Origin of the sequence: Endozoicomonas atrinae, from assembly GCF_001647025.1 — a bacterium.
Taxonomy (GTDB): domain Bacteria; phylum Pseudomonadota; class Gammaproteobacteria; order Pseudomonadales; family Endozoicomonadaceae; genus Endozoicomonas; species Endozoicomonas atrinae.
In genome coordinates, this window is sequence record NZ_LUKQ02000001.1 from 86,615 (window position 1) to 105,510 (window position 18,896).

Sequence of the window (18,896 nt, forward strand, 5' to 3'; positions counted from 1 at the left end):
GATCTACTCAGGGAATGATGTGACTCGCGTTGAAGGTTTATGATGGGTGTCCGAATACCCCATTTACTGATTTTTGTCAGACTGGCCATTCTCTCTACAGTTGCCTTGCTGGCATTTACTGTACTTTGCAACTTCATGGTGGCAAGAGCTACCAACGACGCCCTGTACTCTAACCTGAGCAAGCTCCCTTATAATCAAGTAGGTGTTTTGCTGGGTACCAGTAAATACTCTCGCCTGGGCGGATTTAATGACCACTACCGGCTACGGCTAGAGGCAGCCTTCCAACTCTACAAAGCGGGTAAAATTGATTACATTCTCATTAGCGGCGATAACAGTACTCGTTTTTACGATGAACCAAGCACCATCAGACGAGATCTCCTAAAAAAAGGAATCCCTGCAGAACGAATATATCGGGATTATGCCGGTTTCAGAACGCTTGATTCTGTCCTGAGGGCTCATCATGTTTTTGACCTGGACAGCTTTACTATTATTTCCCAGGCTCCACACAATAAGCGAGCTCTTTACATCGCAATGAATCATGATATTGATGCCATTGCTTATAATGCTGGTGAAGGCTATAACATTGATATTAGCAATAAGGCCAGGGAGATGCTCGCCAGAGTACTGGCTGTACTGGAGGTGCACTTTCTCAATACAGGCCCAAAATTCCTTGGCCCAACCATTGAGATTGGTGTTACGCCACCTACCTGACATACCATTTTCATATTCACAATGGAACTCTCATGGATAGAGATATAAGATCCTTCTGTACACTATTACTAAAAAAGACAATTGCCGTTTTATTATGCAATACCCTTTTTTCAGTAACATTCGTCCACGCCCATAAAACCAACGAAGAAATTATTCGAGTAGGCCTGTTGCCCGAAGACTACCCCCCACTTTTCTGGGTCAATGAAAACAAGGGCATTGTGAAAGATATCCTGAATGCAGTCAGTGAAAACAGCAGGTTCGAATTTGAGTACTTTTATTACCCTTTCAACCGTCTAATCAGCAAAGTCATCAGCAATGAACTTGATGTAGAAACATGGACATCAGCAGCCTGGCGTAAAAAGTATAAACAACACACCTACTTTACCAAGCCTATAGCTAAACATTGTGAAGTCACCGTTTTTCGCAAAGGTGAATCATTCAATACACCATCTCCTGGTTCGATGACAGGTAAACGACTTGGTGTTGTTCAAAACTATACCTTTCCAAGCTTTGAGCCTTTATTTGCCGACAGAAGTATTTACCGCGCTGATGCCAAGAATGAACGTGGCGTATTAAAAATGCTGGCCTATATGCGTACAGACCTAGCGCTTATGGACCGCACCATTGCCAGTTACCTGTTAAGACATCATTTTCAGAATCAGTTTGAAACAGGCTCTGTATTTGACTGTGTGCCCATCACGTTCATGTTCCATAAAAATAAAGAGCAGCAAGGAAAAGAAATAGACAAAGTATTGCAAAAATTAAAAAGAGATGGCGTTATAGAAAAAATAATAAATATGTATCAGTAAAATTGGGGCATTATTATCGGAGCCTTTTGATACTTCAGCCCGCAAATCCATTTGACCAACAAAAAAAATGCAGAAATACCCAAAGGGAATAAAATGTCTAAAGGTCGATATTAAAGAATGAAGATTTTCTGACGTAATTTCTGATTTTCTTCATGGTATTAGGAAACCAGTTGTCTAGCCGGCGAGTTTCCCGGCAAATTTCATCCGCCAGGCGAGGGTTTAGAAAATCATTAAACACAATACCAATCAATGACACATCATTTTGGGTCAGCCTATCAAGTGCCGTTTTGAACTGCGTTTGTCGTGTCACTCCAGCCATCACAATCATTATGGCGCCATCAACCATGGCACAAATGGACTCTGCGGGAATATTATTGCGATTCCTGGCATTTACCGGGGAAGTATCAAAAATCACAGCATCATAATTTTCCAGCCAATGTTCCATAAGCTTGCTCATGTTAGCAATACTGCGGAACCGAAGTACGTCGGTATCACATGGAGCCGGTAGAATATCGAGATTCACATCATCCGAACGCATAATACACCCGTCAGCAGACTGAGGGTTTGGCAGCCAGTCTGTATGAATATGACCGGAAATATCACCCAGTTCAGGATGTAGCATGTTTACTTCCACCAGCAATGTTCGCTTACCATCGACTTCGCTACGCTGACTTAAGGCATAAGCCAGAGTACTACAACCTTCTTCCGGGTTGGCGGAAGTAATAGCCACAGAACGCAACCCCTTACCAATACTGTTGCCATATATCTCTTCAATCTCCAGATAGTTAACCGGCAGCTTGATCATGGTGAAAACCACCCCAAATTAGTGAGGAATTGAATTACCGTCAAAACACTGGCCGCATCAGCAACCAGCCCCATGATCACATTCCAGTTCGATTGCGATAGTTCTGGCACAAAAACCGTATCACCAGCTCTTAACACCGGCAACCGTGAAGTATCTGGGTCTTTCATAAAATCCACCAGATCAAATGTCGTTGCCCTGTTTTCACAACAGGAGCTATTTACAATGAGTATTTTTTCAATATAAGCAGACTCTTTCGGTCCCCTCGCCTCTGCAAGTAGATCCAGAATGGTCATGTTATTGGTAAACTCATAACGGCCTGAGACAAACACAGCCCCCATAATCCTGACCGTATCTTCAGGGTCTTTCTCAACCCATTTCCGTTCTCTGGATGCGAAAAAGATAGTGTCACCGGGTTTTACTTTTGGCAGCAAAGTATCATCACCCGTTTCAAAGTAGCGAAGCAGATCCAGTTTACTGACCTTGGGAGCGCCCTCATTTCGATGAACCACTCGTATCTGTGACAGGTCAGCTTCTTCAGCAGGCCCCTCGGCTGCAGAAAGTATATCGAGGAACCCCATGTCCTCATTAAAAGCATATCGCCCGGGCTTAGATACAGCCCCCATCATATAAATGGCATTCTCTTTTGGTAATTTGATCCAGGTTGAAGTATTGGATGACGGACTTTCAGGTAGCTCAGGAATCACTATCGTTGTGCCACCTGTCAATTCAGGCATATCCGACCAAGCCCCACCAATCTCAATAAACTCCTGCATATTGAACTCAATGACATTCCGCTGATTATTGGGACCCGGCTTAATAATTTTTACATGGGAAAGGTCTGCTTTCTCTGTAGGCCCCCCGGCGTTACTGAGGTAATCCATAAAATCTACCGAAGGTGCCCACTCATAGCGCCCTGGTTTTTTTATGGCCCCGAGTATTTTCAGTGAGTCATCAGTTTCAAGCTTGAGCCAAGACTTGTCATCCTCAGGACCTTTCTCAGGAAAAAAGACTGCATCACCTGAATCTATTATCGGTATATCGGTTGTACGTCCCTCTGTAAAATCCTGAAAGTTAAATGGTGTAACAGTACCATCTCTTTTAAGAATCCTTACTGAGCGGATATCGGCATATTGGGTAGGCCCACCTGAATTAGCGATAACATCCAGAAAACCAACACCTTCGGACGTTTCAAATGCACCGGGCTTCTGAACCTGCCCCATCACATACACTTTACGCGCCCCACCAGAAACTGAATCAACCTGCTGGGCAACATAGATGGTTGCCCCTGGCTCTAACATCAGCAAGTCTTCATCTTTGCCACTGTCAAGAAACTGCTTCAGATTAAACAGCTTGGGCTCTACACCGGAAAGCACCCGAATCTGTTCAACATTGGCATACCGTGTAACCCCCCCACCTTTCAAAATGGCATCCACGACATTAATGCCTTCCTGATAAGGAAAACTTAACGGCTTAAGCACTTCACCAAATACCTTGATAACGGTTCTGTCAGAAACAGAATCAACCGCTTTATCATCTACGGCCCTTGGCTCACCGTGAACGCTGCTCAGGCCCGGCGAGGTAGGTACAAAAATTTCATCCAGAGACTTTATTTCAGGAAGTACTGAGGGGTCTCCCGTATCCAGATAACGTTTAAAATTAAAAACGTTTTTCTCACCATCCCTTCTCAGTTGAAGCTTATCCAACTGGGCACCATCAACGAAACCTCCAGCCTCGGTAATCGCCATCTGGATATTACCGGTGCTGGGCAGCTCTACCTCACCGGGATTGTTGACGAAGCCCAGCACAGTGATCAACAGCCGCTTTTCTTTCAAGTGAATGGTCAGTTTATCAAGTCCGAGAAAAACATCAGACAGCGCCGTATAAATTGCTTTATCTGCTGCCCTTATTGTAAGGCCGGCTACTTTCAACTGCCCGATTTCAGGAAGGTGAATAGTCCCATCTCTACCAATAAGAAAGTTCGTGTTAAACCCCTCTTCTCCCGGCAGCCCAATGACCAGAATATCCCCTGACTGCAACTGGTATTGCTCAGGATCCCTCATCCGGACTGATGACATATCAACCTCAACGTTTGATGCATCAGCTACTTCTGGATCAATTGCTTCCAAATCAACTGTTTCTGGAGCAGCAACTTCTGGGTCAACCATCCCAGTCTCAAGCTCATCTCCTTTTACCGGTGTAATAGAGGTTTGGGCTCCTGTGCCAGAACTTTGATTAATTTCCAAGTCAAGTTGGTGTGAAATACCCTTATCACTATCTTCATGCTCCTGGGAATCAACAGTTTTTTCAGGGACTTTCCCCCGTAAAGAAATCAGAACAGCATCACCAGCCTCCAGCTGCCATTCCGCTGACTTTGCAGCTGGCACCTTAATATGCTGACTGTTCCGAATCAGGGTAAAATCTGCTTCAACGTCAGTATCATCAAAAAGAGCGTGGTATGAATTAAGGCTGGGCAAAAATGAATCAATGGGAAGAGCATACTTCCCAGGATTTTGAATATCACCAAGAATGGCAATATTGATTATACCTTTCGGGCCAATATAGTTTATGGTTTCTACACTGTATGATTCGCTAGTCTTAGTCTCTCTAAGTATTTCAGCAGCAGCAGCCTCTTCATCCATCTCCATAAAATGGAGAACCATTCCGTCAGGAAAAGTGATTGCCAGCGTCTCATCAACCTGCAGAAGGGGGAGAGTCCCTTGACCATCACTCAGCTTTATAATGAACACCCCACCTTTTTCGATAGGAGTAGTTGATGATTCACCGACAAAAGAGTGCAACAGAAGGATGAGAATAATTAGAACATGGAACAGGCTTTTGCAACGCCCCCCTCTGCAATAAGCTATCATCACCGGGATTCCCTCATAAACGCTTTCAAGCTTATGGGTCGTGGCCAGTCCGACAATCCCAGGACAGAGTCTATAGATCTTAGTTGCTTGCGGTCCTTTTGAATGAGACCGGCAGCATACTGTAAAGGACACCCTCCATCCTCAGCTATCTCTTCCATCATTATACGAACCTTATCCAAGGCCTGAATTGATTCGCTTAGCGTGTAAATAGCATCTCCTAGGAGATCACCATCAACCTCATGAATAGCTAGTCTATGCTGCTCTTTGATGATTTCCATTTGCCCCGGAAGACAAAACTCACCACCAACCCCTTTTAGCTCAAGGTACCTTGATAGACTTAAATCCAATAGAGAAAGTACGTCAGAACGGTCAATATCCCTGACCTTGCGTCTTTCATCTTCGGTAAGGCTATAATCGCGATCGGCATGAAAGGGCCAGAGAATTACGCATGAGGAGAGTAAAGGAAAAAAAAGACAAATAAACAGATATCCGGCAGATTTCCTACCCGATATCACAAAACAAAAAAATAAAAATAATTTATTTTTTCGACAGATACTCTTCAATACTCTCATATTGCTTGATCGTCTGGTTAATCCTGAGCATTGTCAATAACTCGTCAGGCTTTCCATTAACACCAAGCAATCCAAGATTTCTACTCTCTGTCTTTAGTCGCTTATAAAGAAAAACCAGGGCACCAATACCTGAAGAATCAAGTTCATTAACAGAACTCATATCAACAAGTACATCTCCTGCACAATCTTTAATTAAATGATCAAAGTGACCTCTAACCTCATTTACTGTCTCTGCATTGAATTTATTATGCAATTCAATAACATCACAGCTACTGGCTTGATAAGTCGCGTAATCCATTACCTGTTACTCCCAACTTCAACCTTCTTATTATTTATCTAACAAAGTAAAACAGACTTTTAAACAACACACATTTAAATAGATTAGACAAAATAACAGAAAAGCATCTTATAAAAGTAATATTATCAAGAAACAACAAAGTTCATAAAATAGATACAGTAATTAAAATTAAATTAAAATTCCATTTTTTTATAAAACACAAGCCTGAGCAAACCCTATAGTTAATTCATAAGACTGTAAAAAAAACACCAATCAGACAATCTGCCTAAACGAATTCAGAATGAAGCTGTATCCAAATAACTCTGAATCAATGGCTAACATTTGACGTTATTTTTATGGATACCCAGAAGGGCATGCATTCTGCAGAACACCTGTCCATCAAACTGCTTAAGGCGGTTCTACTCTGTGCCTGTATATTAGGCATCTTATTAAGCCTTGTGCAGGTCTTTCTGGATGCTCACCTTTCAAACGCTGATATTGATCGAAAAGCCAGGGAAATGCTGGCAATGATTCATGAGCCTGCCAGCAGGGCGGCTTATCGTCTTGATACCGACATGGGTCAAGAAGTGCTGAATGGTCTGCTGGAAATGAAGTTTGTACAAGTGGCAGCAATACGCCTTGATGATACTTCAAAGCTGGTAATGGTTGAGAGACCCATTTTTGCATCCCGGTACCGCCTCCTCTCAGACTATATTTTTGACCCCATCCGTATATACCGCCAGCCGCTGTATAGTCATGAGCCTGAGAAAGAGTACTTTGGGGAGCTGATTCTCTCTATTGATACAGCCTACGAAGGCAAGGCATTTATTCAAAGATCTGTCGTTGTCGTGTTCGCTGGGATAATCCGCGCCATAGCGATGGCCCTGTTGCTATACCTGATCTACTCAACATTGCTAACTCGCCCCATGAATCGTTTGATACGCCATTTATCAAGCATTAACCCTGAAGAGCCTGGACAACAACAACTGCCTGTACCTGAAGGCAATGAAAATAATGAATTAGGCCTCTGGGTCAGAACTGCCAATAAACTGTTAACTTCCATTAACTACCATCAAACTCTTCGTCAAAAAGCAGAAGCCCGCATCATGCGGCTCTCCCAATATGACTATCTGACCCGGCTGCCAAACCGACGTACCATACAGAACCAGATCAATACATTTATCCAAAAGGCCTCTAAAAAGCATGAGAACATAGCCATTCTATGCCTTGGACTGGATGACTTTAAATCATTAAATGCTCAGGTAAACTTCAACGCCGCCGAGCATATTCTTGTAAAAGTCTCGGATCGTCTTAGAAATTTCATCGGTAATAAAGCCTATATTGGCCGATTAGGTGAAGATCAGTTTGCCATTATTCAATCAAAGATCGAGCAGCCCTATGAGGCAGCTGAAATGGCCCAGTCTCTGATCAAGCAGCTTGACAGACCTTTCGAGATTAACAGTGAGCAACTGACAATCAGCGCTACTGTGGGAATAACTCTATTTCCTGATGATGGTGAGGATGTCGACACGTTACTTCAACAGGCTGAATTTGCCATGATTATGGCAAAGTCCAGAAGCCACAATCGCTACCAGTTCTATGTAGCCACTATTGATACTGAAATCCGCCAGCGCAAACGGCTGGAGATGGATCTCCATCAAGCCCTTGAAAACCGAGAACTTAGTCTGGCCTTTCAACCACAGTTTAACTATCAAAAAGGTGAGCTGGTGGGAGCAGAGGCCTTACTGCGCTGGAATCACCCTGAAAAAGGATTGATCTCGCCTGATATGTTTATTCCCATGGCAGAACATAGTCTTGATATTATCCCTATTGGTGACTGGGTTCTGGAAAATGCATGCCAACAGTTAAGTAACTGGCATCATGTTGGTTATCAAAACCTGCGCATGGCAGTCAACCTCTCTGCCATTCAGCTGCAGGATCAGAATATTGTGGATCGTATCGCTTTTTTACTGAATAAGTATCAGATTCCTCCTGAGACTCTGGAACTTGAGGTCACTGAAACTTCCATTATTGATGATCTGGAAGCCTCAAAAGCCCAGCTACAGAATATTAAAAGCATAGGGGTAACACTGGCTCTTGATGACTTCGGAACGGGTTATTCTTCCCTGGGTTACCTTAAGCAGTTTCCATTCGATAAAATCAAAATTGATAAGTCCTTTGTCGACGACCTTCCCCATAACAGGGAAAACTGTGGCATCGTTGAAGCTATTGTTCAGATTGGCAAGAGCTTCGGCCTGAAAGTTCTGGCAGAGGGTGTAGAAACTGTTGAACAGGAAGCTTACCTGGCTAAAAAAGGTTGTCAGGAAGGACAGGGCTATTACTACGGAAAGCCACTGTCCGCCCATGACTTTATCAACCTCGTATCAAGCCAGAGTGTTTTATCGCGTAATACGCAAGAAAAGACTGGAAAGCCTGGTAGCCAGGGAGATAATAATGACTGATCACCCCATTGTCATACTGCTGGACTCCAGGCAGGCAGGGGGGATAGAAACCCATGTTTATCAACTTGGCAAAGCTCTGAAAAGCAGTGGCTGGCCTGCAGAAATCTGGTTTTACCAAAAATATCAGGCTGAGCACCCTCTTGAACAGGCCTTGAAAGACTCAGCAATCCGTTTCCGCTATCTCAGTGGCAAGTTACCTGAGCTGATTTCAGCGCTCAAATCTACACAACCTCTTTTACTTCATACCCATGGTTACAAAGCCGGCATTTTTGGCCGCCTGGCTGCAGTAATCACAAGAACGCCTATTGTTTCCACCTTTCATAATGGTGATCCGGGTGAAGGTATTGTCCGGCTATATTCACTGCTTGATCAGCTGAGCAGTCCCGTTTCTAAAAACATTGCCGTCAGTGATGAAATTGCCAGAAGATGGATCAGAGCACCCCATCGCATTGATAACTTTGTGGATGTTCCAGAACATCACCCGTCTTCGGGAAAAGCCATCGCCTTTGTTGGCCGGTTGAGCCACGAGAAAGGTCCTGACCTGTTTCTGCAGCTGGCCAAGCACCAGCCACTACTCCCCTTCAGGCTTTACGGCAGCGGCCCAATGGAAGACATACTAAAAAAACAGCAGATCAATAACGTCATGTTCATGGGGCAGGTTAAGTCCATGGAAGCCCATTGGCGTGAAATCGGCCTGTTGTGTATAACATCCCGTTTTGAAGGGTTACCCATGGTCGCACTTGAAGCCATGGCTCATGGCGTGCCAGTTCTCTGCTTTCCACTGGGAGGATTACCCGACCTCATTGTGCAGGGCTTCAATGGCTGGACATCTCCGGTTGGAGACCTTCATGGAATGAGTAATTTGCTACAATTCTGGTTTTCCCTGCCAGAGGCAGTGAAGTGGCAGCTCAGGGAAGCGTGTGTTGCAACAGTTATCAATAAATATTCAAGTCAGGCGATTCTTCCAAAGATTCTTGATGTTTACCAGCAAGCCGTGCAGGCAAAAGGGTATGACTGGCCCTGCACGCTCAATGAGACATTAGCCTCAGGATTAGCTAACAAGAAACAGGATCGCTCTCAAACGGTTGGATGAACTCAATGGAACTTGGCCAGAACGTTATCAAAGGATTGAAAGTTGGAGCGATGCTGCGCCTTGCTGCACAGATATTCACCTGGCTCAATACACTGATTCTGATCCGCCTCCTGACCCCTGATGACTATGGTCTGATGGCTATGACCATGGCTTTTATCGGTATATTTGCACTGATGGGAGACTTTGGTATTGGCAAAGCGATCATTCAGGCAGAAGAACTCACCACAGCCCGCCTCAGACAGGCATTCACAATTAATATTGTTTCCTGTCTGGTATTTTTCAGCTTTTTCTTTTCAATCGCCCCGGTTATTGCCAGCTTCTTTGATGAACCAAGGGTTACTATTCTTATCCAGGCAGTAGCCTGCCAGCATCTCATTATGGTGTTCCACACACTGCCTTATGCCATGGCCAGTCGCAAGATGCTGTTCAAAGAACGGGAAAAGGTTCAGTTTTATACGGCACTGATGACCAGTGTCGTCACTATTGCCATGGCTGCTTCCGGTCTCGGCGTCTGGTCACTGATTTTGGGGCATCTGTTCATGCGCCTGGCTCTGGCCATTGGTTATAACCTCATTGCCCCCTGCTGGGTCTTGCCAGCCTTGAACTTCAAGGGTTTTTCCAGAATGGCAGGATTCAGCGGCATAGCCACCGTGAATGATGTGTTGCGTTATTTTGTCAATGTCTTTGGCAACATCAGCATTGGCCGCCTGCTTACCAAAGCAGACCTGGGGGTGTTCTCTGTTGCCAGAAACCTGGCCAACCTTCCCAGCGATAAGATCGGCGAACTTCTCAATCACCTGGGGCTCTCATCATTTGCCAAACTTCAGAATGAGCGCGCTGTTGCCGGACAGTATCTGTATAAATCAGTTCAGCTTGCCAGTCTGGTACTCTTTCCCATGTATCTCGGTATGTGTGCGATATCACCTGAACTGATCACACTGGTACTTTCTGATAAATGGGCCGCTGCTATTGTTCCGTTTCAAATTCTCTGCCTGACCAGCCCATTCCGAATGCTGTCGGAAATGATGGCTACCGGTATAACCGCTATTGGAGAGCCTGGTAAAAACAGCAGAACCCTGCTGTTAACTATCTTGACTCTGCCTATTTTTTTCTATGGGATCCAATATGGTGTTGAAGGGGCATGCTGGGCCTGGTTAAGCATTAATCTGATCAGTTTCGCTTTCCACCTGAAACTCATTCTGCCAGCATTTGCGCTGAAGACATCATCATTCCTGGGCGCTCTGCTACCGCCCCTCTGCAGCTCCATTACTATGCTGGTGGGTTTACTGCTACTCCGAGAACAATTGACCGGTCAGGTGCATGAGGCAGCTCAACTGTTCCTGATGATCCTGGCAGGAGTGCTGGTGTTTTCAGTCACCCAGCTACTGCTTTTTCGTCGTCAGCTCTTTACAACACTCAAGTACCTGAGGCACTAAGGTGTTTTAAAGATGCAGCTACCCAACATCGAACGGCTGTTTATTAATCGCTACCAGACAGTAACCGTCGCCGTTTACTGCACACTTGCGGCACTGCCTAGTCTGATATTCCCACACCCTATAGCCTTGCTACCACTTGCAGTGATCCCTCTTGGGTTGATATTTATTCTTAAAAAACCCTTTGTGGTTTGTTTGATTTTTATCATGTTCTCATTTTTCCGGCTTCATGAAGTTTTTCCTCAGCTGGATCCCATCAAGATCCCGCTGTTAACCGCATTGGGTTCCTATTTTGTTCTGGCCTGGCATATCATCCTGACCAAGAAAGTTCAGGTCTACTGGCGGCATGAACATACCATTTTTGCCCGCTTTTTTGGTTGGGTCGTGATTGGCATAGCATTTTCCAGCTATCCCCCCTCAGCCTTCAGCAGCTTCACCAGTGTTTATATGAAAATCGGCATCATGGTATTGGCTATCTCATGGCTGATGACCGAGCACTGGCACTTCAAACTGGCTCACTTTCTGATCATATGCTCTGGTCTGGCTGTTGGCGGCGTCACCTTATATAACAATGCCAACGGTATTGGTATGGTGGAGGAAACCCGTGTCACGATTCCGGGCACCAGTCTGGGTGACCCCAACGACCTGTCTCTGGTTCTCAGCTTTCCCATGAGCTATGCCGTGGCATTCGCAACCACCAAAGGCACCGGCAAGATCAGAACGCTTCTTGGCCTGATTGGTATTGTCGTCTTTGTTTCATCAATCATTGCGACACAAAGCCGTGGCGGCTTACTGGCGACTGTTGCCGTGTTTGGTATCTTTGGTCTTCGCATCATCAAATCAAAATTACTGCTCATCAGTATCGGCAGCTTTGCTCTGATGATATTGGTAGCTGCCGCTGGTATCAGCGACCGAAAATCCGGTGGTGCTGCAGAGGATGGCGTTGATGAATCGGCCATGGGCCGTATCCATGCCTGGGAAGCAGCTTTTAACATGGCCCTCAGAAACCCAATGACCGGCGTTGGCCTGTCACTCTTTCTGGATAATTACTGGGATTATGCAACCCATAGTCGAGCAGAGGGTCAGGCACACGTAACCCACAGCACCTGGTTTCAGGTCATGTCAGAGTCAGGATTTGTTGGCTTTGGCCTTTTCGGTTTTATGATTTTCACCATTTTCATGTCGATACGCAGCTCCCTGATGCGGCTTGACAGAAATAAAGGGTCTCCAGAGTATGATCCCCATATGACAGCTATCGCGATAGGCACCTACGCCGGGCTAGTTGGCTTCTGTGTATCTGGAACCTTTCTAAGCCAGGGATTTCTCTGGCCAGTCTACATCATCACATCAATCAGTATTGCCATTGCCAACTTTATGGACAATCACTACCCAATCAAAGAAGACGCAGATATTTAAAAAGCGTCTATAGTTAAAAGATTAGCGGAAACCAGACACGGCAAGGGTTTGCCACATGCTAGACAGCCTAAAAGCCCGAATAAAAAATAGTGACTCTGTCGCAGGAAGGGCTCTTTTCTCCTTTTTGAAATCCATTCGAAGCATTGAAATGCCGGTAATCAGACCGTTTCATGGCTTACTGTATCAGCTGCATAAAATGATTACTGGGGCTTTTAGTAGTCTGATTCGTATTTTCTACTGGACACCGGTGTTCAAATCCCAACTCGCCAATACCCCCAGGAAACTCTACCTCTATTCAGGTATGCCTCTGCTACTGGGGCCATTAACAATCACCATGGGTGACCATTGCAGACTATCAGGCCATACCACCATCAGTGGAAGAGCCTCAGGCCACCAAAAGCCGGAACTAAAGATAGGCAATAATGTCGGTATCAGTTGGCAGAATGAAATCTTTGTCGGTGATCGCGTTGAGATTGGAGATAACGTTCGGCTGGCTGTTAAAGTCAGGTTGGTTGGATACCCGGGGCACCCTGTTGACCCGGTAGCCAGAGCCCGGGGAGAACCGGATAGTGATGATCAGGTTGGCAGTATTATTATCGAAGATGATGTATGGCTGGCAGCTGGGGTTACCGTTATGGGAGGTGTAACCATCGGAGCAGGAACGATTGTAGCCACTGGTAGCGTTGTCACCAGAGACTTGCCTCCAGGTGTTCTTGCTGGAGGTATTCCTGCCAAGGTCATCAAATCACTGGATTTGCCATCGGAGAACAACAATGGCTGATCTCATTGTATTTGGAGAAGACTGGGGAGGCTTGCCTTCCAGTACCCAGCACCTGATCAGTCATTTAATGAAAAGGCATCGGGTAATCTGGGTAAACTCCATTGGAATGAGGTCGCCACAGCTTTCGTTACGGGATATAAAAAGAGTCTTTCAAAAGATGATGGCCATGCTTAGGCGAACTGGCAAGCCTGCACAAACATCATCAGAGCAAATAACACCGGTTATCATCCACCCAAAAGTTCTTCCTTTTCACAGGCTAAAACTGGTTCGCCAGCTTAACAAACGACTTTTACTGAAAGACATTAACAGAGCAATAGATCAGGAAGGATTCGATAAGATTATTCTCTGGCTCTCATTGCCTACTGCCGTCGATCTGGTGGGTAGCTTGAATGAACAGGCTTCTATCTACTACTGTGGTGATGATTTTGAAGGCCTTGACGGTGTTGATCACAAAATGATTAAACCCTTGGAGCAGGAGCTGGCTGAAAAGGTTGACCTGATCCTTGTCGTCAGCAAAACACTGGCCAGGAAGTTTACTCACCCTAACACCATAATTCTGCCTCACGGTGTTGATTACCCGCTTTTTTCATCACCGGCAGCTAAACCCCATGATCTTCCGGATAGTGGTCCAATTGCCGGTTTCTACGGAAGTATTTCTGCCTGGCTGGAAACGGATTTACTGGTTCAATCTGCCATTGCCCTACCCAGCTGGCAGTTTGTTTTTATCGGCGATATTAAAACAGATATTTCATCCCTTCAGGCTCTGCCAAATGTACACTTTCTGGGAGCCAAACCCCATAATCAGCTGCCCTCCTATATTCAGCACTGGAATGTAGCCATGCTGCCTTTTCGAAATAACAAACAGATAGCGGCCTGTAATCCACTGAAGTTGAGAGAATATCTTGCATCGGGTACTCCCATCGCTTCCACCTCTTTTCCTGCTGCTAGAGAATATGAGAATCTCGTTGCAATTCAGTCACCTAAAGAGCCATTTTCCAGAGTAATTTTGAGAGCAAATGATCAAAGGGAAGAAAAAGCCAACCGGCAGGCCAGGGTCTCAACCGAATCATGGCAGCACAGAGCCACTCAGCTGGAAGCACTGATCAACCACTTATCACGGTAAAAACACTCTGCTCATTTAATTAATTTCTCCTCAAAAACAGAGGCTACAATTAATAGTAATGAAGCATAAACATCTGTGTTTATTGCAAAAAAGCGTCATAGAAGCTAACACTATTAGCTATCAGGGTAATCAACTGTTCGCTGAAGGACAAAAAACTGTCAATCAATGACAATCTACCACCGAGCTAGTTGACTGAAGAGTAATTTGAAGCTGATAACAGGGAAGTCACCGTGATTAAGCGATATGGATCCCGCATCTTTGTCCTACTGATCTTTTTCAGTCTGTCATTTCTTTACGGATGCAAATCACAACTTAATTTTCAGACCCTGATGGATAAGGAGCAAGCAAGATCAACACAGCAGATTGCCGATGCCATCACTCGAATAAATGAAACAGAAAACTCATTACCTATTTCAAAAAACATGTATCGCCGCCAGCTGTCTATCAACTTCACCCAAAAGGAATTAGAGGTTAATAGTCAGCATAAACAAGTCATCGAACTATTTTTTAATTCATTACCCGAGAGCCAGCACCTCAATATCATTATTTCTGTAGCTCCTTCTTCCGCTGGACAGCCCTTCAAAACACTGAATGACTCCTGGGCAAGGCTACAGAGCCTCAAGAATATACTGGAGCAATACAGCGAAAAAATAGAGCTGGTTTACCAACCTGAACTGGATCTTGATTCAGCCACCATTCATGCGGTGGGAAATAATATTTCAGGAGGTAAAGGTGTCCAGTGAAATCCTGAGAAACCTCTTCCGACTTCTCAGTGCAGCCTGGCGCCGTCGTTACACTATTTGTGTGCCTATTCTCATCATGCCGGTGGTTGGTTTTATTGCCAGCTTCATGGCCCCCAAATATTATGAAGCACATACCACCATACTTCTTCAGAATACCACTGAGTTAAACCCAATTCTGGAAGACTTCACCATATCAACCAACCTGGAAGAACGACAGTTAGCACTGAAAATTCTCCTTAAAAGCCGCAAGGTATTAAAAGGCGTTGCCAAGGCCGTCGAGCTTATCGACCATACCTCGTCAGAAGAGCAAATTGATGAAGCCATTGATGAGCTCTCACGCTCACTGTCCATCGTCTTCGGCGGTGATCTGGTCAAAATCTATTATCGAAGTCAGAACAAAACCGATATTAAAGAGCTGTTGACCAAAGTCACTAAACACTTCCTTACCCTGGTTCAGGCCCCCCAAAAATCATGGCAGGTTGCCTCAACCCAGTTTCTCAAGGATCAGGTAGACCGCCGTCACCAGGAGCTTTCTGATGCTGAGCTGAAACTGTCTGAATACAAGGCAAGATTCGCACTGGAACTTCCTGAACTCCATAAAGCGAACGTAACCAGGCTGGCTGAACTCCGCCAGTTGTTAATGGAAAAAGAGACCGAACTGGCCGGAGCCAAAGCCGCAATGGAAGAGTTCAATGGTAACCTGGCTCAAACCAACCCTGTTATCGGTAAGCTTGAAGAGCGAATTATTAACACTCGCACTACGCTGAGTATGCTTCGCTCCCGCTATACAGAGAGACACAGCAAGGTTCAGACGCTGGTAAGAGAACTCGATAGATTGCAAGCTGAGCGGCAGAGAATGATTGCCGAAAGCAGTCAGCTTAAAACAGAAGATATTCAGCGTCTCTGGAATCTGGCGTCATCAACTCCCTCTGTTTCAATGGATCACCCCCAGGGAACACAAACCACTATATTGGCCACTCAGCTTCAGGCGGTTCAGGAAGCCAAAGCCAAAGTGAACAGCCTTCAAAATGAAGTGAAAAATATTAAAGAACAAACCGACCAGCTCCAGAATAAAGTGCAGCAATTTGCTGAAGTAGAGCGGACTCTCGTTGAACTGCAACGTGACTTCGGTATTAAACAAAAACTTTATGATGATTTTCTTAACCGTTATGTCATGGCAAAAGTAACGGAAGACCTGAGCGCTTACCAGGAATCAGAACAGGTTAAAATCATCGACGAACCTTTCACACCCAGCAGCCCTAACAAGCTTCCCGCGTCATTATTTATTGTGGCAGGCCTCTTTGCCGGTCTGGGTATCGGTACCGGTCTGGCAGCGATTTCAGAGATATCCGATACCACCTTGCGACTTCAGGACAGTATTGAGCGAATTGCGGGCGTCCCCGTTCTGGCAAGGATACCTTCAATGCCCGCAGCACCAACCCTGGTTTACGATCCGGAAAAAGACTGGTTCGATGAGGGGGAGGTATCATCATGACAGCACCTCTCGTTGTAGCACAGATAGTACAGCACCTCGCTCCGGGCGGGATCGAGACAATGGCTTTAGACATACAGCGAAAAGCCAGAAAACCCGAGAATGTTCATATTATCAGCCTTGAGGGGACACTGCCTGGAGCTATTGAGCATTGGCCACGACTTCAGGGTATGGAAAGGGTTCACTTTCTTACCAAACCTCCCGGATTGAGTTTCTCAACCGTTACAAAGCTCGCTCAACTTTTACGACAGCTTAATGTTGATGTGGTTCATACCCATCATGTTGGTCCCCTTATCTATGGTGGAGTTGCAGCCAAACTGGCCCGATGTGGTCATATCCATACTGAGCATGATGCGTGGCATCTTAACAATCAAAAGCGACGCTGGCTGGTAGCTGCCTGCTTCCATCTGCTTAAACCTTCCGTCGCGGCAGATGCAGAGCTGGTTGCAACCAGTATTCGACAACATATCCCACTCTTTACGCCGTCAGTCGTTCTTAATGGCATTGATACGGATAAATTCCAACCATCAGATCAGGCGGCAGCCAGAAGTAAACTGAACCTCCCCCTGGATGCGGCCATTATTGGTTGTGCAGCACGTTTTACTGAGGTTAAAAGCCATAACTTGTTGATTCATGCTTTTTCCAGGTTACCAGACAATACACACCTTGCTCTTGCCGGTGGTGGAGAGCTTGAGCATAAACTTAGAAATCTGACCAGACGGCTTGATATAGAGCAACGGGTACACTTTCTGGGTGTCATTGATGATATGCCCAGCTTCTACCATGCTATTGATATTTTCTGTCTCGCATCAAAAAAAGAAGGTCTTCCACTCTCACCACTGGAAGCTCAGGCTTGCCAGAGAGTCGTTGTCATGACCGATGTTGGCGGCTGTCGTGAAGCGGTTGATCCAGAGAGTGGAATCCTGATAAAAGCCGGAAGTACACAGGAATTGGAAACAGCGCTCAAAGCACAGCTCTCTTCAGGCATCAATAAAGAAAATCAGGAGTCAGCACGCAATTTTGTGGTCAACCATTGCAACCTGGAGAGAATGATCAGTCAATACGATGACCTGTATTGCGGGAGGTCAATATGATCGAGTGGCTGGCCTTAGTTATCTTCTTCATGGCAGCCATGGTGATTGTATATCACCATATTGGTTATCCCCTTGTTCTGAAAATGCTGACACAGGGACTGGAAAACACACTACCCAACTTTTATCACCGACGCCATCAAATCACGCCTCTTGATCATATGCTGCCAAGTATCAGTCTGATCATGCCCGCCTATAATGAAGCTGGCACTATTCAGGAAAAAATTAGAAACCTTGCAGCCCTTGATTACCCAGACTATAAGCTAAAAGTAGTTCTGGTTTGCGATGGCTGTACCGATGGTACTGCTCAGCTGGCAAATGAGACACTGGCCGAATCTGAATGCAGCCACCTGAACTTATCGGTAGTTGAAAAGCCTGAAAATTGTGGAAAAGTAGCTATTTTGAATGAGGCCATCAGCCTCTCCCGTTGCAGTGTGGTTGCCCTCTCCGATGTGTCATCACTTTTATCAAACGACAGTCTGTTAGTCGTTGCGGCTCACTTAAGCAATGAAAACACCGGGGTAATTTGTGGTAGCTACCACTTTTTAAAATCACTCAGTGTTGGAGAGCAGGCCTACTGGCAGTATCAGCGAAGCATTAAAACAAGAGAGAGTGCTCTGGGGGCAACACTCGGTGTGCACGGTGCATTTTACGCCTTTCGCCGCGAGCTGTTTGACCTGATCCCCGCAGATACAATCAATGATGATTTCACCCTGCCTGTACAAATAATTTTGAAGGGATATCGATGTCTTTATGACCCGAGAATAATTGCCATGGAACTCGAGCAGGCATGTAATGAAATGGATTTCCAGCGAAGAAAGCGAATTGCTGCCGGAAATATTCAACAGGCCCTTCGCCACGCAGGTTTATTACATCCAAAGTTTGGAAAGATAGCATTCAACTTTTTTTCAGGAAAATTTCTACGCCCATTCATGCCACTGTTTCTGTTTATGGCACTGGCGTCTTCAGCATTACTGTCTCTGTCATACACTATTTTTCAGATTTTTCTTTTCGTTCAGCTGGGCATTTACGGCATCACGGTATTGTATATCTTCCGACGCTCACAACCCAATCATAAGAGGTTGAGAGTACTTTTTTACCTGGTATCCGGGCACATAGCCATGGCTATCGGCTTAATTAACTACCTTTCAGGCCAAACCAAAGGCCAATGGAAAAGAGTAAATACTGAAACCTAAGGATGTTAAACACGTACTTAAGGAG

The 18,896-nt window shown here is 45.3% G+C and carries 15 protein-coding genes; 12 read left to right on the top strand and 3 right to left on the bottom strand.

Annotated features, from left to right (window positions below; translation table 11 throughout):
• The first annotated feature begins 39 nt into the window (after positions 1–39).
• Together AK963_RS00425 and AK963_RS00430 are read left to right on the top strand one after the other, a co-directional pair.
• On the top strand, positions 40–711 hold the full coding sequence (locus AK963_RS00425) for a SanA/YdcF family protein (RefSeq protein ID WP_066013100.1): 672 nt from the start codon (positions 40–42) through the stop codon (positions 709–711).
• Positions 712–743: 32 nt separating this feature from the next.
• On the top strand, positions 744–1,520 hold the full coding sequence (locus AK963_RS00430) for a substrate-binding periplasmic protein (RefSeq protein ID WP_066013102.1): 777 nt from the start codon (positions 744–746) through the stop codon (positions 1,518–1,520).
• Between the two features lie 97 nt (positions 1,521–1,617).
• On the opposite strand, the gene AK963_RS00435 is transcribed toward AK963_RS00430, so the two are convergent.
• The 3 genes from AK963_RS00435 to AK963_RS00450 all read right to left on the bottom strand — a co-directional run bounded on the left by AK963_RS00435 (position 1,618) and on the right by AK963_RS00450 (position 6,062).
• Positions 1,618–2,325, bottom strand: coding sequence for a CpsD/CapB family tyrosine-protein kinase (locus tag AK963_RS00435; protein ID WP_083232354.1), 708 nt, complete (start codon positions 2,323–2,325; stop codon positions 1,618–1,620).
• Positions 2,322–5,192 carry an SLBB domain-containing protein gene (locus tag AK963_RS00440; RefSeq protein WP_083232355.1) on the bottom strand — a complete coding sequence of 957 codons (2,871 nt, stop codon included), beginning with the start codon at positions 5,190–5,192 and terminating at the stop codon, positions 2,322–2,324. The genes AK963_RS00435 and AK963_RS00440 overlap by 4 nt, the downstream gene beginning before the upstream one ends.
• 537 nt (positions 5,193–5,729) lie before the next feature.
• On the bottom strand, positions 5,730–6,062 hold the full coding sequence (locus AK963_RS00450) for an STAS domain-containing protein (RefSeq protein ID WP_066013106.1): 333 nt from the start codon (positions 6,060–6,062) through the stop codon (positions 5,730–5,732).
• 353 nt (positions 6,063–6,415) lie between these two features.
• Between AK963_RS00450 and AK963_RS00455 the strand changes: the two genes are divergently transcribed.
• The 10 genes from AK963_RS00455 (at position 6,416) to AK963_RS00500 (ending at position 18,871) form a co-directional block, all read left to right on the top strand.
• A complete protein-coding gene (locus AK963_RS00455) occupies positions 6,416–8,503 on the top strand; it encodes a putative bifunctional diguanylate cyclase/phosphodiesterase (RefSeq protein ID WP_238593601.1) in 2,088 nt (695 codons plus the stop codon).
• Complete coding sequence (locus tag AK963_RS00460; protein ID WP_066013110.1) at positions 8,496–9,596, top strand: glycosyltransferase family 4 protein; 1,101 nt, start codon at positions 8,496–8,498, stop codon at positions 9,594–9,596. Before AK963_RS00455 ends, AK963_RS00460 begins: the two co-directional genes overlap by 8 nt.
• 5 nt (positions 9,597–9,601) lie before the next feature.
• Positions 9,602–11,032 (top strand): lipopolysaccharide biosynthesis protein, encoded by a 1,431-nt coding sequence (locus tag AK963_RS00465; RefSeq protein ID WP_175404398.1) that lies wholly within the window; start codon positions 9,602–9,604, stop codon positions 11,030–11,032.
• A 12-nt stretch (positions 11,033–11,044) separates the two neighbouring features.
• Positions 11,045–12,445, top strand: coding sequence for an O-antigen ligase family protein (locus AK963_RS00470; protein WP_066013113.1), 1,401 nt, complete (start codon positions 11,045–11,047; stop codon positions 12,443–12,445).
• A 55-nt stretch (positions 12,446–12,500) separates the two neighbouring features.
• Positions 12,501–13,226: an acyltransferase gene (locus tag AK963_RS00475; RefSeq protein ID WP_066013114.1), complete on the top strand. Its 726-nt coding sequence runs from the start codon at positions 12,501–12,503 to the stop codon at positions 13,224–13,226.
• Positions 13,219–14,349, top strand: coding sequence for a glycosyltransferase (locus AK963_RS00480; protein ID WP_066013116.1), 1,131 nt, complete (start codon positions 13,219–13,221; stop codon positions 14,347–14,349). The genes AK963_RS00475 and AK963_RS00480 overlap by 8 nt, the downstream gene beginning before the upstream one ends.
• 230 nt (positions 14,350–14,579) lie before the next feature.
• A complete protein-coding gene (locus AK963_RS00485; protein WP_066013117.1) occupies positions 14,580–15,092 on the top strand; it encodes a hypothetical protein in 513 nt (170 codons plus the stop codon).
• A complete protein-coding gene (locus AK963_RS00490) occupies positions 15,082–16,587 on the top strand; it encodes a GumC family protein (protein WP_066013118.1) in 1,506 nt (501 codons plus the stop codon). Before AK963_RS00485 ends, AK963_RS00490 begins: the two co-directional genes overlap by 11 nt.
• Positions 16,584–17,678: a glycosyltransferase gene (locus tag AK963_RS00495; protein WP_066013120.1), complete on the top strand. Its 1,095-nt coding sequence runs from the start codon at positions 16,584–16,586 to the stop codon at positions 17,676–17,678. Before AK963_RS00490 ends, AK963_RS00495 begins: the two co-directional genes overlap by 4 nt.
• Positions 17,675–18,871: a glycosyltransferase family 2 protein gene (locus AK963_RS00500; RefSeq protein WP_066013121.1), complete on the top strand. Its 1,197-nt coding sequence runs from the start codon at positions 17,675–17,677 to the stop codon at positions 18,869–18,871. The genes AK963_RS00495 and AK963_RS00500 overlap by 4 nt, the downstream gene beginning before the upstream one ends.
• Positions 18,872–18,896 lie beyond the last annotated feature (25 nt).